A 13,606-nucleotide genomic window follows, 5' to 3' on the forward strand; every position below is an offset into this window, starting at 1 on the left:
ATGGAACGCGGCTTCACCGCAACAGCGAACTCCTCCGTGCCTCCATGCCTCCGTGAGCGCCAAATCTTCTTTCCAAACAGGAGCGCCGCCGCATGAAGCCGCTCAACGACACCATCCACCGCATCACCGAGCGCGTCATCGCCAATTCGCGCGACAGCCGGGGGCGCTATCTCGAGCTGATGGAGCGCGAGGCGGATCGCCAGCCCGATCGCACGCAGGTTTCGTGCTCCAACCTCGCCCACGCCTATGCCGGCGTGCCGGAGGACCAGAGCGCGCTGACGGCGGCCAAGGGCCCCAACCTCGGCATCGTCACTGCCTATAACGATATGCTGTCCGCCCATCAGCCCTATGCCCGCTACCCCGAACGGATGAAAATCTGGGCGCGCGAGGTCGGCGCGACCGCGCAGGTTGCGGGCGGAACTCCGGCGATGTGCGACGGGGTGACGCAGGGCGAGGACGGGATGGAACTCTCGCTCTTCAGCCGCGACGTGATCGCGCTCAGCACCGGCATCGCCCTCAGCCATCAGATGTATGACGGGATGGCGCTGCTCGGCATTTGCGACAAGATCGTGCCCGGCCTGATGATCGGCGCGCTGCGCTTCGGCCATCTGCCCGCGATCTTCGTGCCCAGCGGCCCCATGCCGAGCGGTATCCCGAACAAGCAGAAACAGGCGGTGCGGCAACTCTATGCGGAGGGTAAGGCGGACCGGGCGCAATTGCTCGAAAGCGAGATTGCCAGCTATCATTCGCCCGGCACCTGCACGTTTTACGGCACCGCCAATTCCAACCAGATGATGATGGAGATGATGGGTCTCCACGTTCCCGGCGCGGCCTTCGTCCCGCCGGGCGTCTCCCTGCGCCAACAGGTCACGCGTGCGGCGGTGCATCGCCTCGCCGCGATGGAGCGCGGCGGAGACGATTACCGCCCGATGGCGCGGGTCGTCGACGAAAAGGCGATCGTCAACGCGGCGATCGGCCTCCTCGCGACCGGCGGATCGACCAATCACGCGATCCACATCCCCGCCATGGCGCGGGCGGCGGGAATCGCGTTCGACTGGAACGACCTCGCAGACCTCAGCCGCGTCGTGCCGCTCGTCGCGCGGGTCTATCCCAACGGGTCGGGCGACGTGAACCATTTCCACGCTGCGGGCGGCATGGCCTATGTCATCGGCACGCTGCTCGACGAAGGACTGGCGCATGGCGACATCCTGACCGTGTGGGACGGCGGGTTCGAAGCTTATGCGAAGGAACCGGTCGAGACTGACGATGCCGTCGAATGGCGCGATCCGGGGACAAGTGGCGATGCCGAAATGCTCCGCCCCGCCAGCGATCCGTTCCAGGCCGATGGCGGAATGCGGCTGGTCGAGGGCAATCTCGGCCGCGCCTGCTTCAAATCCTCCGCCGTGGAGCGCGAACGCTGGACCGTCGAGGCGCCCTGCCGCGTCTTCGAAACCCAGCACGCCGTCTCCCAAGCCTTTGCGAAGGGCGAGCTGGACCGCGATGTCGTGGTCGTCGTCCGGTTCCAGGGCCCGCGCGCCAACGGGATGCCCGAACTGCACAAGCTGACCCCTCCTCTGGGTGTCTTGCAGGATCGCGGCTATCGCGTTGCCCTCGTTACCGACGGACGCATGTCGGGCGCGAGCGGCAAGGTGCCCGCCGCGATCCACTGCACGCCCGAAGCGCTCGGTGGCGGGCCGCTGTCGCTTCTGCGCGATGGCGATATGGTGCGCGTCTGCGCCGAGACGGGCGAGCTTTCGACCACCGCCGATCTCTCGTCGCGCGAACCCGCGCCGCACACGGACGATCAGACCGGCGTGGGCCGCGAACTCTTCGCCATGTTCCGGATGAACGCCGATGGGGCCGAACAGGGAGGATCGTCGATGCTGGCGATGGCAGGACTATGACCGATCTCGTTGCCGTGGATATCGGCGGGACCCATGCCCGCTTCGTCATCGCCAGCGTGGGTGCGGATGGCACCATCTCTCTGGGCGAGCCCGAAACGCTCCACACCAAGGATCACGCCAGCTTCCAGACCGCGTGGGAGGATTTCCGCGAACGCCAGGGCGGCACCCTGCCCCCGCGCGCGGCCTTGTCGGTCGCGGGGCCGGTCGGCGGAGAGGTGATCCGCTTCACCAACAATCCCTGGATCATCCGTCCGTCTTTGATGCAGTCCAAGCTGGGCGTCGACCAGTTCACCATCGTCAACGATTTCGCCGCCGTCGCCCATGCGGTCGCGCGCGCGCCCGACGACCAGTTCCTGCACATCACCGGCCCCGATCGTCCACTGGCGAGCGAGGGCACGATCAGCCTGATCGGCCCCGGCACCGGCCTGGGCGTCGCCCATCTCTGGCGCGCGGGCAGCGAATACCGCGTAACCGCGACCGAGGGCGGGCATATCGACTTCGCCCCGCTCGATTCGATCGAGGACGCGATCCTCGCTCGCCTGCGCAAGTCGCACAACCGCGTCTCGATCGAGCGCGTCGTGTCCGGCCCCGCCATCGGCCCGATTCGCCAGACGCTCGCCGCGATGGAGGGCCGCCCGGTGACCGAAGAGGACGACGTAACCCTGTGGACGCGCGGGATGGAAGACAGGGACAGCCTCGCCGCCGCCGCCGTCGATCGGTTCTGCCTCTCGCTCGGCAGCGTGGCGGGCGATATCGCGCTGGCGCAGGGTGGGTTCGGCGGCGTCGTGATCGCGGGCGGGCTCGGATACCGTTTGCGCGAGCATCTGCCCCGTTCGGGCTTTGCCGAGCGCTTCCGCGCCAAGGGGCGGTTCTCCGAATTGATGGCGGACATCCCGGTCAAGCTGATCGTCCACCCCCAACCCGGCCTGTTCGGCGCCGCTGCCGCCTTTGCCAAACAGCATCTGGAGACCGTTTCGTGACATCATCCGACCGCACTATCGCCGATATCATGCGCCTCGCCCCGGTTGTGCCCGTGATCGTGGTCGACGAATTGGAGCACGCCGTCCCCCTCGCGCGGGCGCTGGTCGCGGGCGGATTGCGCGCGCTCGAAGTCACGCTGCGCACCCCGACCGCGCTCGATGCGATCCGGGCGATGAAGCAGGTCGATGGCGCGGTGGTCGGCGCGGGCACGGTCACCAACCAGGAAGATCTGGCGGCGGTGATCGAAGCGGGGGCGGAATTCGTGGTCTCGCCCGGCCTCACCGAACCGCTCGCCAGGGCCGCGGCGCGCGAGCGCATTCCGTTCCTCCCCGGTATCGCCAATTCGGGCGACATCATGCGCGGGCTCGATCTGGGGCTCGACCATTTCAAGTTCTTCCCGGCGGAGGCTTCGGGCGGGCTGCCCGCGCTGAAAGCGCTCGCCGCGCCGTTCCACCAGTGCCGCTTCTGCCCGACCGGCGGGATCGGGCTGAACAACGCTGCCGAATGGCTCGCCTTCGATCCCGTGCTGTGCGTGGGCGGGAGCTGGGTCGCGCCGCGCGGTGAGCCGGATAGCGTCACAATCGAAGCGATGGCGCGCGAGGCGGCGGGGCTGGTGGCATGAGCCTGAAGCTGAAAACCGTCGCCAATCTCGCCGCGCGCCTGCGCGAACTGCACCAGCGCACGCAGGAAACCCCGCTCTTCAACCCGGTATTCCAGCTCTCGCTCGACCTGTCGCGCGCGATCGAATCGGGCGATCTCTCGCTGGACGATTGCGAGACGCTGCTGGGCGAGCTCGAATGCGAATCGATCAAGAGCCGCGCGGGGCGGCTGCGTGCGCTGGTTGCGCCGATGCCCCTGGAGGCCAATGACGCGGCGCTGAAGTACGAGACCGCCGATTTCGCCAGCTTTCGCGATCGGTGGGAAAATCCCGCGCTTCACGCCGTCTTTACCGCCCACCCGACCTTCCTGCTCCCCCCGGCACAGACCCATGCAGTCGCGCAGGCGGCGAGCAGCGATGCGCCGATCTCCGACGCGCCTTGCGCAGCCTCGACCGAGCGGCGGGCGATCACGCTCGCATATGAACATTCCGAAGCCATGGCCGCGATCGCGCGGGCGCAGGATGCGCGCGACCGGATCGTCGGCACGGTGCTAGGCGAAGCGGCGGATCGCTGGAGCGAGGAATGGCGCGCGCTCCAGCCAATGCCGTTCCGCTTCGCCAGCTGGGTCGGCTACGACATGGACGGGCGGACCGACATCAAATGGTATCATTCGATCGGGTTCCGGCTGGCGGAAAAGGCCGAGCGGCTGGAACGCTATGCCAGCTCGCTGCGCGGCTTCGATAGCGAGCACGAACTCGTCGCCACGCTCGACCGCGCGGCAAGCGAGGCGCGCGCGCGGGCCGAGGACTTCGCCAGCGACCTGACCGAACCCGAAGCGCTCTCCGCCGCCGCGAACCGGCTGACGGCGGACCACCCCGACAAGCTGACCAGTCTCGCGCCGATCATCGCGCGATTGGAGGCAGAGGCGCAGGATTCCGACCGGAACCGCGCCATCGCGCTCAAAACACTTGCCGCCGCGATGCGAGCGGACGGGCTCGGCATGGGCTGGATTCACTTCCGCGTGAATGCCAGCCAGCTCCACAACGCCATCCGCCGCCGGATCGACCCCGACAACACGCTCGACCTCGCCAGCCAGGGCGCGATGGCGGTGCTGCGCGATATCCTCGCCGAGGTGAAACCGCTCAAGAGCAATTTCGGCGCCCTCGCGATCGAGAGCAGCACGGCGATCCGCCAATTCCTCGCGATGGCGCAGATCCTCGACCATGTGGATGCGGATGCCCCGATCCGCATGTTGGTGGCGGAATGCGAACAGCCCGCCACCGTCCTCGCCGCGCTCTATTTCGCGCGCCTGTTCGGGATCGCGGACAAGGTCGATGTCTCGCCCCTGTTCGAGACCGAGAGCGCGCTGGAACATGGCGGACGCTTCCTCGACGCCCTGCTCGCCGAAGACGCCTATCGCGACTATGCGCGGGCACGGGGGCGGGTGTGCATCCAGACCGGTTTCTCCGATGCGGGCCGCTTCGTGGGGCAGGTGCCCGCCAGCCTCGCGATCGAGCGGTTGCAGGGTCGGCTCGCCGATTCCATGGCGGCCAACGGATTGACCGATACCGCGGCGCTGATCTTCAACACGCATGGCGAAGGGATGGGGCGCGGGGCGCATCCCTCGTCCTACGAGGACCGGCTGGCCTGGCCGCTCAGCGAATGGGCGCGCCGCCGCTTCGTGCGCGCAGGAATCCGGCTGGAGCCCGAAGCGAGCTTTCAGGGCGGCGACGGCTATCTGTTCTTCGCGACCCCCGAATTGGCGCTGGCCACGCTCACGCGCATCGCGGAACTGCGGCCTTCCGAAACCGATCCCGACGTGCCGGCCGATCCCTTCTATCGCCGCACCGATCTCAGCCTCGATTTCTACCGCGCGATCCGCAGCCATCAGCGCGATCATCTCGAAAGCCGCACCTATGCCCGTGCGGTGACGGCGTTCGGCCTCGGCCTGTTGAACAGCACCGGGAGCCGCGTCTCGCGCCGCCAGGGCGATCTGTCGCGCGATCGCGAGATGAGCCTGAGGCAGATCCGCGCCATCCCGCACAACGCCATCCTCCAGCAATTGGGCTATCCGGTGAACATCATCGCCGGGATCGGCAGCGCGGCGGAGGGGAATTACGAGGCCATCGCCGAATTGCTGACATCGAGCGCACGCGGGCGCCAGATCGTCCGGCTGGTGCGCGCTTCCAACGCGCTCGCCAGCATCAAGACCATGGCCGCCTATGGCGAGCTGTTCAATTCCGCCTATTGGGCAAGCCGCCCCTATCGCGGGACCGAGCCGCATCTGGCCGCCGCTTGCGAGGATTTGGCCGAATATCTGACGAAGGACGATCGCAACGGGGTGTTCCGCCGCCTCGTCTCGCGCCTGCGCGTGGATGGATTGAAGCTGCACCGGCTGCTCGCCATGCTGCCCGACGAAAACCCGCTGGAGGACCGCGAGGATGTCAGGCGCATCATCGGCGCGCTCCAGGCGCTGCGCCTCGCGCTGTTGCAACATATGTTCCTGCGCGCGGTCGCGATTCCGGTTTTCAGCCGCGCCAACGATGTCGATCGCAACGACGTTCTCGAAATGGTGTTCACTCTGCGGATCGACGAGGCGTTGAAGGAACTGCGCCGTGCCTATCCGACCAGCTTCCCCCGGCCCGACGATTTCGCACTCGACGCACCCAGCGACTATCCCGATGGGGCGGGCGAAGGCTACAGCCAGATCGGTCGCGACTATATCGACCCGATCGAGCGGGCGCATGGCCTCAATCTCAGGATCGGGGTCGCGATCGCCAATCTGTTCGGAGCGCACGGATAAATCTTAACCCTGTCCGGTAACCGTGCGGTTGCTGGTGTCCCGCCATGGTCCTATTCCTCGCGCGATCTGGATTCGCGCGGGGTTAAGAGCTATATCATGGGCATGGACGCGAGTTTGAAATGGATCGGCGGCGGAACGCTCGCTCTGGGCCTCGGGCTCGGCGCGCTGGCGTTCGGCAGCACCCTGATGGACAGTCCGGCCGTTGCGGAAGAGACCGCGCCGGTCGTCGCCGCGCCCGCTCCGGTGAAACCCGTCGGCGTGCACGGCGCGCTGGCCGCCAAGACCCTCGCCGATGCGGAACGACGCGCCAACGAGCCCTTCGTCATCAAGAGCATTCTGCCGATCGAAGGGCCGATGAAATACGGCGAATGGCACTGGAACACCGATACCGCGCCCAAAACGGGCAAGCTGGTGGTGACGGTGGACCTCGAGGCGCGCACCGTATCCGTCTTCCGCGACGGGCATGAAATCGGCGCGGCGGTGGCGATGCTCGGGACCGAACTGCACCCCACGCCCACCGGCAAGTTCCCGATCCTGACCAAGGAACGCCACAACGTCTCCGAGAAATACGGCAATGCGCCCATGCCCTGGACGCTGCGCCTGACCTGGGACGGGATCGCGATCCATGGCGGGTCGGAGGTCGAGAACGGCTATGCCAGCCATGGCTGCATCGCGGTGCCGGATGAATTCGTGTCGAAACTGTTCGACATCGCCAAGAAGGGCGATACGGTCATCATCACCAATGGCGAGCGCATCGGCGTGGGCGATTCCATCGCCGCCTGACGCGCGCTTTCAAGCGCGGCGGGGCGGTTCGGGTTCGAAGATCCAGACGCCCGATCGCGGACGGACCATTACTCCCGCCAGATTGCCGCCCTGCCCCGCTTCGAGCCGATCGACCAGTTCGGCGATTTGCGACAGGTCCGTCTGGCCACCCAGCGCGGCCACGATCTTCTGGGCGACGCGTTTTCGAATTAGGGTGGGTGCGGTGGGCTGGTAATGGATCGCCGCATCTTCCTGTCGGACATTGTCGACCCATTCGCGGTCCACACAGGCGCCGACAAGCGCCTCCGCTTCCGCCATATGCTCAGCACTGCGGGCGAGCGCGGCGGGATCGATCCACGCGGCATTTCTTAGCGCGCTGCGCATCCGAACGCGGTCGAAGCGCGGATCGTCATTGGACGGATCGCGGACGGGCGTGACCCCTGCCGCCGCGACGATCTGCGCCAATTCGGCGCGCCGCCATCCCAGCAGCGGACGCAGCAGCAGCGTATCGCTGCCAGGAATGCAGGTCGAGGCGCGGATGCCGGAAAGCCCCGACAGCCCGCTGCCCCGATTGAGGCGCATCAGCACGGTCTCTGCCTGATCGTCGGCGTGGTGTGCGGTGGCGATCGCGGCGAGTTCGCGCCCTTTCGCCCATTGATCGAGCGCCGCATAGCGGGCCGAGCGCGCCCGATCCTGTAGGTTCCCATCCGCGACCGCGCAGGTCAGGATTGTGTGCTCGATGCCCCGGTCGCGACAGAGACCCGCCACAAACCGAGCCTCGTCCGCGCTTTCCGGTCGCAACCCATGATCGACAGTCGCCGCCTCAACCATGCCGGGAAAGGCTGCTTCCGCCAGTAATAGCAGGGCCAGGCTGTCGGGCCCGCCCGACACCGCAATGCCGATCCGCTCGCGCCCCGCTCCAGCCCCGGCCCCCGCCCCCTTCCAAAGGGCCGAAAGATCGCGCGCGAACCGGTCTAGCTGTCGGCGATCAGGCCCGCTATCAATTGCAGGTGACCTTGCCGCGATTGGCGTCGTACTGGCTCTTCAGGCGACCTGCCGCCAGGGCCGGATAGGTTTCGTTGAACTCGGCAAGCGCGATGCACGCGCGGCTCTGATCATCGAGTGCGATCATGGTCTCAGCCAGATAGAGCAGGCTGTCACCCGCGCGCGCCGCGGCCTTGTCGGCCTGGTAATTGCGCAGGAACCACGGCGCGGCCTCCTTGGCCTTGCCATCGTCGAGATAGGCGCGCCCCAGAAGGTTGCGGCCATAGGTGGCGCGCGAATGGTTGGGGTATTTTTCGACGAACATCGTCAGCTGCTGCTGCGCTTCGGGATAGAAGCCCGCGTCCCACAGGCGGAAGCCGTAGGAATATTCGTCGTCGCCCGGATCGTCGGTCTGCGGCTTGGCGATCGCCTGCACCGCAGCGACGCGCGCGGGATCGGGCCGCGCCGCGGCGGCAGGCGTCGGCGTGGCGGCCCCGCTTTGAACCGTACCAGCCGGGCGGGACGCGCCAGTGGTGGACGGAGCGGACAGAGCCGGTGACGCCGCCGCGCCGCGATTTTCCAGCGCTTCCACCCGCGCCGTCAGTTCGCGCACTGCAAAGGAGCCTTCCTCATATTGCGAGGTCAGCCGCTGGATCTGGCTTTCCAGTGCATCGAGTCGCGACAGAATATCGGTGACCGCCGTGGTCGAAGGGGTTGCGACGGTGGCCTGATTCTGACGCGGCTGGCCGGTGATCTCGGGCTCGAAATACCGCCCCTCGGAGCCGGGAAACACACGCCGTTGCAGGGCGCGGACCTCGGCTTCGAGCTTACGCAGCCGCGCCTCGTCATTGTTGTCCTGCGCAAACGCCGGGACCGGCGCAGCGAGGACCGCGAGCGCACCCGCCCCTACGGTGAGATAGCGCGTAATGCGCGCGATCGAGGCCATGAATTTCCCTCCAGCCAGAATGGTAAACGAAGCGGTGCCGTATCCGCGCCTTGCTGTCGAGGGGATGAAGCGGCTTATCCCACCCGCTTTAGCCCCTTGCGATTATCACGTGCCCGTCTGCGTGGCGATCGGCGTTCCCGCAGGAGTCGGGCCCGAAGACGTGGCCGGAGACGGGGTCGCGCCCGGCGCAGCCGAACCGGCCTGGCCGCGCGTCAGCAGCGCTTCCGCGGAAACCGGCACGTCCCGGACGATCTCGTCCTCTTCCGACAATTTGGGCACGGGACGCCCGCCGACCGTTATCGCCAGGGCATAAGGCCGGCCGGTCCAGACCTGCGGCCCTTCGGCGTCGCGCGGGATGGTGAAGCTTTCCCCTTCGCCCATCTGCGCCTGATACAGCTCGGCGCCCGAAGCATCATAGAACTTGACCCAGGTATCGGGCATTTCCGACGTGAATACGACCTCCGCATTCGGATCGATCGCCGGTGTGGCGGGCGCATCGGGAGCCGCTCCGGTCTCCGCAGCCGCCACCTGCGTTTCCTCCGCAAGCGGGGCCGGACCCAGTCCGGGAGAGAAATAGGTGCGATAGAACGCGAAGCCGCCGACCAGCAGCAGCACGGCCGCGAGCGCGCCCAGCCAAGCGAGCTTGCCCGATGGGACACGCGCCGGATCGCCCGGTTCGAACTTGGCCGGTGCCGCGCGGCCCTGCGTCTCGTCCTGTGCGAGTTCGGCGCGCACCTGGTCGAGGATGGATCGCTCGTCCAGATCCAGCATCCGGGCATAGCTGCGCGCAAACCCGATCGCATAGGTGCGCGAAGGCAGATTGCCGTATTCGCCCGCCTCGATATTTTCGAGATGGCGCTGGGGAATGCGGGTTTCGGCGGCGACCTGCGACAGATCGAGCCCACGCGCCTCGCGCGCGGCGCGCAATTGCCCGCCCGCAGTCTGCGGTGCGCCGCTTTGCGCCGTTTCCGGCGGCAATTCGCCATGATCGTGTCCGTCGCCGTCAAGCCCGGCGCGTGTTTCGTCCTGCATTTCGTCCCCGATAGACGGTGTGACCCCGTTGCCTCCTAACAAAGCGGTGCGGACGCCATCAAGTCAAGCGCAGTCGCGCGCGAAGGCCCCGCCGATCGTCAATCAGTGTCGATCTCGCGCTCGGACGCCCAATGGCGCAGCGCGGCGCGCATGTCGGGCGGCGGGCTGGCGAGCCAGCCCTGCATCGCGGCGGTGATCTCCGCCAGATCGATCTTGCGCACCAATTCCTTGATCGGCCCGACCGAGGCGGGCGTGATCGACAGGCGGCGGATCCCGATCCCCATCAGCGCAAGCGCCTCCAGCCTTCTGCCGCCCATCTCGCCGCACACGGCAAGGTCGATCTCGTGGCCCATGGTGCCGCGCACGACGCGGGCGAGGAAGCGCAGGATCGCCGGGCTCAACCAGTCATAGCGTTCGGCGAGCTTGGGATTGGCGCGGTCGGCGGCGAACAGGAACTGGGTGAGGTCGTTGGTGCCGATCGACATGAATTTGAGGCGCGGCAGCAATTCGTCGAGCACTTCGGCAAGGGCGGGCACTTCGAGCATCGCGCCGTAGCGTATCTCCTCGGGCAGCGGTTTCCTCTGCTTGCGCAGCCAGTCGAGCTGTTCGTCGAAAACCAACTTGGCGGTATCGAATTCCCACGGTTCGCTGACCATCGGGAACATGACATTGAGCGTGCGTCCGGCGGCAGCCTCCAGCAGGGACCGGGCCTGGGATTTCATCAGCCCCTCGCGCTCCAGCGCCAGCCGCAGCGCGCGCCAGCCCAGCGCCGGGTTCTCGTCATGCTCCGCGATGTCGGAACTGAGATAGGGAACCGCCTTGTCCCCGCCGATATCGACGGTTCGGAAGATCACCGGCTTGCCCGCCGCCGCGTCCAGCACGTCCTTGTAGAGGCGGGTCTGGCGATCGCGCTGGGGCAGGGTCGAGGAGACGAGGAACTGGAATTCGGTGCGGAACAGGCCGACGCCATCGGCGCCGGTCATCGCCAGCGCGCTCATATCGTCGCGCAGGCCTGCATTCATCATCACCGTGATGCGCGTGCCGCAGCGGGTGAAGGGCTCGACGTCGCGCAATTCGGCATAGGCGGCCTGGCGCTCGCGCGTCTTGGCGAAGCGCATGTCGAACGCCTCGCGCATCTGCGGCGACGGGCGCAGCGTGACCGTGCCGTTATCGGCATCGACCAAGATCTCGTCGCCATCGGATATGCGGCGCAAGAGCCCCTTCGCCCGCCCGACCACGGGTATCCCCATCGCGCGCGCCACGATCACCATATGCGCGGTGAGCGATCCTTCCTCGAGGACGACCCCCTTCAACCGGCGCCGATCGTATTCGAGCAGTTCGGCCGGGCCGAGATTGCGCGCCACCAGCACCGAATCGCGCCTCAGGCCCTGCCCGGCGGCGGTGCCGATCTGGCCCGAGACGATGCGAAGAAGCCGGTTCGACAGATCCTCGAGGTCGTGCATCCGGTCCGCCAGCAGCGGATCGTCGATCTCGCGCATCCGCATCCGCGTGCGCTGCTGCACCCGTTCGATCGCCGCTTCGGCGGTCAGGCCGGAATCGATCGCTTCGTTGATCCGGCGGCTCCACCCTTCGTCATAGGCGAACATGCGATAGGTCTCGAGCACCTCGACATGTTCGCCGCCCTTGCCGAATTCGGGCTCCTTGCCCATCGCGTCGATCTGATCGCGCATCTTGTCGAAAGCACGGTAGACGCGCTGGCGCTCCGCCTCGGTGTCGTCGGCGACGACCTGGGTGATCTGGATGCGCGGCTGGTGGAACACCGCCTGCCCCCCGCCCAGCCCCTTCACCAAGGCGAGCCCTTCGATGATTTCCGGGCCGGTATCGACTTCGCCCAGCAGCAGCGCGTGTTCCTCGTCCACCATCTCGGCATTCGCGATCAGTTCGGACAGGACCATCGCAGTGGTCTGCAAGGCCTCGATCTCGACATCTTCGTAGCGGCGCGGATCGACGTGCTGGACGCACAAAGTGCCCACCGCGCGCTCGCGGTGGACGATGGGCACGCCGGCGAAACTGTGGAATTTCTCCTCGCCCGTCTCGGGGCGATAGAGGAAGTCGGGATGCGCCTTGGCCTCGGCGAGATTCAGCGTCTCGATATTCGAGGCGATGATCCCGTTCAGCCCTTCGCCAAGGCCCAGCTTGGTCACGTGAACGGCTTGCGGGTTGAGGCCGCGCGTGGCGTAAAGTTCGAGCACGCCTTCGCGCAGAAGATAGATCGAACAGACCTCGCTATCGAGGCTTTCGCCGATGATCTCGACCACCTGGTCGAGCTTGCCCTGCGCGTGCATTCGCGAGGCCATCACCTCGTGCAGGCGGGTAAGGATCTGGCGGGCGCTGGCGGCGGCGGTCATGACTTGCTGCTATAACACGCCCTGCCGGTTGGAAAGTACCGGTTGGAAAGATGCTGACTGAAAGCATCTCGTCCCAGAGCGGGCATAGAAAATCGAGCCCGCCGCCGCGCTATCGCACGGGATCGCTCAACAGGCGGCGATTTCTTCCTTCAGTTTGAGCTTCTGCCGTTTCAATTGCTGAACCATCGTCTCGTCGGGGGCGGGCCGCGCCTGCTCCTGCCGCAATTTCGCTTCCAGACCGGCATGCTTGGTGCGAAGGGCATCGAGATGGGATGTGTTCATAGGGCCGTTTCCTTTCAGGGTCGCAAAGCCATTACGGCGCCGACTCGTCCCTGCGGAGCGAGCCGCGCCATGCGAATGAAACACACGAATCTTAATTTGGTAACCCGCTATATTGCAAAACTGGCCGAGCCGTCCGATTTGGCGGGCGAAGCGTGCGGGGCGGATGAAGGGGTGTCGCGATGACCGAGCAGGAGCTGAGGAAGCGGCTGGAGGCCCTGCGCAGCGAACACCGCGATCTCGACGCGGCGATCCATGCGCTGAGCGATGCGGGGTCCGTCGACCAGTTGCAGATCGCCCGGCTGAAGAAGCGCAAACTGCGCATTCGCGACCAGATCGCGGTGGTCGAGGATCATCTGATACCCGACATCATCGCCTGATTGCCCGACCTCAGTAGCGCGACAGGCGCGTCCAATTCGGGGACGCGCTCTGCAAGAATGATAGCTATTCTCGGCACCGGCCCCTATTTCGACTTCATGACGATTTCCGCGGGCGCGACACGCCAGATCATCGAAGATGTCTATCATGAGGCGCTGATCCTGGCGGACGAGGTGCGCGCGGCGTTCGATTCGCGGACCAGCCGGATCCCGCAGGACATGGATGAAGGCGTCAAGGTGGCGCTCTCCGTCGAAGGCCTGCGCACGACCACCCGCCTGATGCATCTGCTCGCCTGGTTGCTCAACCAGCGTGCCTATCTCGATGGCGAGCTGAGCGACATGCAATTGCGGCAGCATGGCGCCCTCCCATCAGAGCGGCCCGCCCTTCCCGGCATGATGCGGCGGCTCGATCCGCATACGCAGGATCTGATCCGCCAGAGTCTCGACCTCTATAAGCGGGTCGAACGGCTTGATCGCGACTGGCGCGCCCGAAGCGAGACGGAGCAAAGCCCGGTCGGCGCGATGCAGGGCCGCCTCGAAAGGGCTTTTGCCGGATAAGCGAACGCGAAA

General features: G+C 66.5%; 12 protein-coding genes. 7 read left to right on the forward strand and 5 right to left on the reverse strand.

The annotated features are described in order from the left end of the window. The first annotated feature begins 92 nt into the window (after positions 1 to 92). From edd to GRI47_RS09165, 5 genes are all read left to right on the forward strand, one after another. On the forward strand, positions 93 to 1,904 hold the full coding sequence (gene edd / locus GRI47_RS09145; protein ID WP_160660942.1) for a phosphogluconate dehydratase: 1,812 nt from the start codon (positions 93 to 95) through the stop codon (positions 1,902 to 1,904). Beyond that, complete coding sequence (locus GRI47_RS09150; protein ID WP_160660943.1) at positions 1,901 to 2,884, forward strand: glucokinase; 984 nt, start codon at positions 1,901 to 1,903, stop codon at positions 2,882 to 2,884. The genes edd and GRI47_RS09150 overlap by 4 nt, the downstream gene beginning before the upstream one ends. Then, the gene (gene eda / locus GRI47_RS09155; protein WP_160660944.1) at positions 2,881 to 3,507 is read left to right on the forward strand and encodes a bifunctional 4-hydroxy-2-oxoglutarate aldolase/2-dehydro-3-deoxy-phosphogluconate aldolase; all 627 of its coding nucleotides are present in this window, start codon (positions 2,881 to 2,883) and stop codon (positions 3,505 to 3,507) included. The genes GRI47_RS09150 and eda overlap by 4 nt, the downstream gene beginning before the upstream one ends. After that, positions 3,504 to 6,287 carry a phosphoenolpyruvate carboxylase gene (locus tag GRI47_RS09160; RefSeq protein ID WP_160660945.1) on the forward strand — a complete coding sequence of 928 codons (2,784 nt, stop codon included), beginning with the start codon at positions 3,504 to 3,506 and terminating at the stop codon, positions 6,285 to 6,287. Before eda ends, GRI47_RS09160 begins: the two co-directional genes overlap by 4 nt. 96 nt (positions 6,288 to 6,383) lie before the next feature. Then, positions 6,384 to 7,070 carry a L,D-transpeptidase family protein gene (locus GRI47_RS09165; RefSeq protein WP_237452658.1) on the forward strand — a complete coding sequence of 229 codons (687 nt, stop codon included), beginning with the start codon at positions 6,384 to 6,386 and terminating at the stop codon, positions 7,068 to 7,070. A 9-nt stretch (positions 7,071 to 7,079) separates the two neighbouring features. Here GRI47_RS09165 and tilS read toward each other — a convergent pair whose 3' ends face one another. The 5 genes from tilS to GRI47_RS09190 form a co-directional block, all read right to left on the reverse strand. Next, positions 7,080 to 7,940 (reverse strand): tRNA lysidine(34) synthetase TilS, encoded by an 861-nt coding sequence (gene tilS / locus GRI47_RS09170; protein ID WP_337190670.1) that lies wholly within the window; start codon positions 7,938 to 7,940, stop codon positions 7,080 to 7,082. Positions 7,941 to 8,049: 109 nt separating this feature from the next. Then, entirely contained in the window at positions 8,050 to 8,979 is a 930-nt protein-coding gene (locus tag GRI47_RS09175) for a tetratricopeptide repeat protein (RefSeq protein ID WP_202387221.1), read from the reverse strand. Between the two features lie 105 nt (positions 8,980 to 9,084). Further along, a complete protein-coding gene (locus GRI47_RS09180; RefSeq protein WP_160660946.1) occupies positions 9,085 to 10,011 on the reverse strand; it encodes a helix-turn-helix domain-containing protein in 927 nt (308 codons plus the stop codon). A gap of 98 nt (positions 10,012 to 10,109) precedes the next feature. After that, complete coding sequence (gene ptsP / locus GRI47_RS09185) at positions 10,110 to 12,380, reverse strand: phosphoenolpyruvate--protein phosphotransferase (protein ID WP_160660947.1); 2,271 nt, start codon at positions 12,378 to 12,380, stop codon at positions 10,110 to 10,112. A 126-nt stretch (positions 12,381 to 12,506) separates the two neighbouring features. Beyond that, positions 12,507 to 12,662: a YdcH family protein gene (locus tag GRI47_RS09190; protein ID WP_160660948.1), complete on the reverse strand. Its 156-nt coding sequence runs from the start codon at positions 12,660 to 12,662 to the stop codon at positions 12,507 to 12,509. A gap of 179 nt (positions 12,663 to 12,841) precedes the next feature. Between GRI47_RS09190 and GRI47_RS09195 the strand changes: the two genes are divergently transcribed. Together GRI47_RS09195 and GRI47_RS09200 are read left to right on the forward strand one after the other, a co-directional pair. Then, positions 12,842 to 13,039 carry a YdcH family protein gene (locus GRI47_RS09195; RefSeq protein ID WP_160660949.1) on the forward strand — a complete coding sequence of 66 codons (198 nt, stop codon included), beginning with the start codon at positions 12,842 to 12,844 and terminating at the stop codon, positions 13,037 to 13,039. 96 nt (positions 13,040 to 13,135) lie between these two features. After that, the gene (locus tag GRI47_RS09200; RefSeq protein WP_160660950.1) at positions 13,136 to 13,594 is read left to right on the forward strand and encodes a DUF1465 family protein; all 459 of its coding nucleotides are present in this window, start codon (positions 13,136 to 13,138) and stop codon (positions 13,592 to 13,594) included. Positions 13,595 to 13,606 lie beyond the last annotated feature (12 nt).

The organism is Qipengyuania pelagi, from assembly GCF_009827295.1.
Taxonomy (GTDB): domain Bacteria; phylum Pseudomonadota; class Alphaproteobacteria; order Sphingomonadales; family Sphingomonadaceae; genus Qipengyuania; species Qipengyuania pelagi.

Coding starts and splice junctions, on each gene's coding strand:
- edd (WP_160660942.1), top strand. CDS start 93: ATGAAGCCGCTCAACGACACCATCCACCGCATCACCGAGCGCGTCATC.
- GRI47_RS09150 (WP_160660943.1), top strand. CDS start 1,901: ATGACCGATCTCGTTGCCGTGGATATCGGCGGGACCCATGCCCGCTTC.
- GRI47_RS09160 (WP_160660945.1), top strand. CDS start 3,504: ATGAGCCTGAAGCTGAAAACCGTCGCCAATCTCGCCGCGCGCCTGCGC.
- GRI47_RS09165 (WP_237452658.1), top strand. CDS start 6,384: ATGGGCATGGACGCGAGTTTGAAATGGATCGGCGGCGGAACGCTCGCT.
- GRI47_RS09175 (WP_202387221.1), bottom strand. CDS start 8,979: ATGGCCTCGATCGCGCGCATTACGCGCTATCTCACCGTAGGGGCGGGT.
- GRI47_RS09180 (WP_160660946.1), bottom strand. CDS start 10,011: ATGCAGGACGAAACACGCGCCGGGCTTGACGGCGACGGACACGATCAT.
- ptsP (WP_160660947.1), bottom strand. CDS start 12,380: ATGACCGCCGCCGCCAGCGCCCGCCAGATCCTTACCCGCCTGCACGAG.
- GRI47_RS09190 (WP_160660948.1), bottom strand. CDS start 12,662: ATGAACACATCCCATCTCGATGCCCTTCGCACCAAGCATGCCGGTCTG.
- GRI47_RS09195 (WP_160660949.1), top strand. CDS start 12,842: ATGACCGAGCAGGAGCTGAGGAAGCGGCTGGAGGCCCTGCGCAGCGAA.
- GRI47_RS09200 (WP_160660950.1), top strand. CDS start 13,136: ATGACGATTTCCGCGGGCGCGACACGCCAGATCATCGAAGATGTCTAT.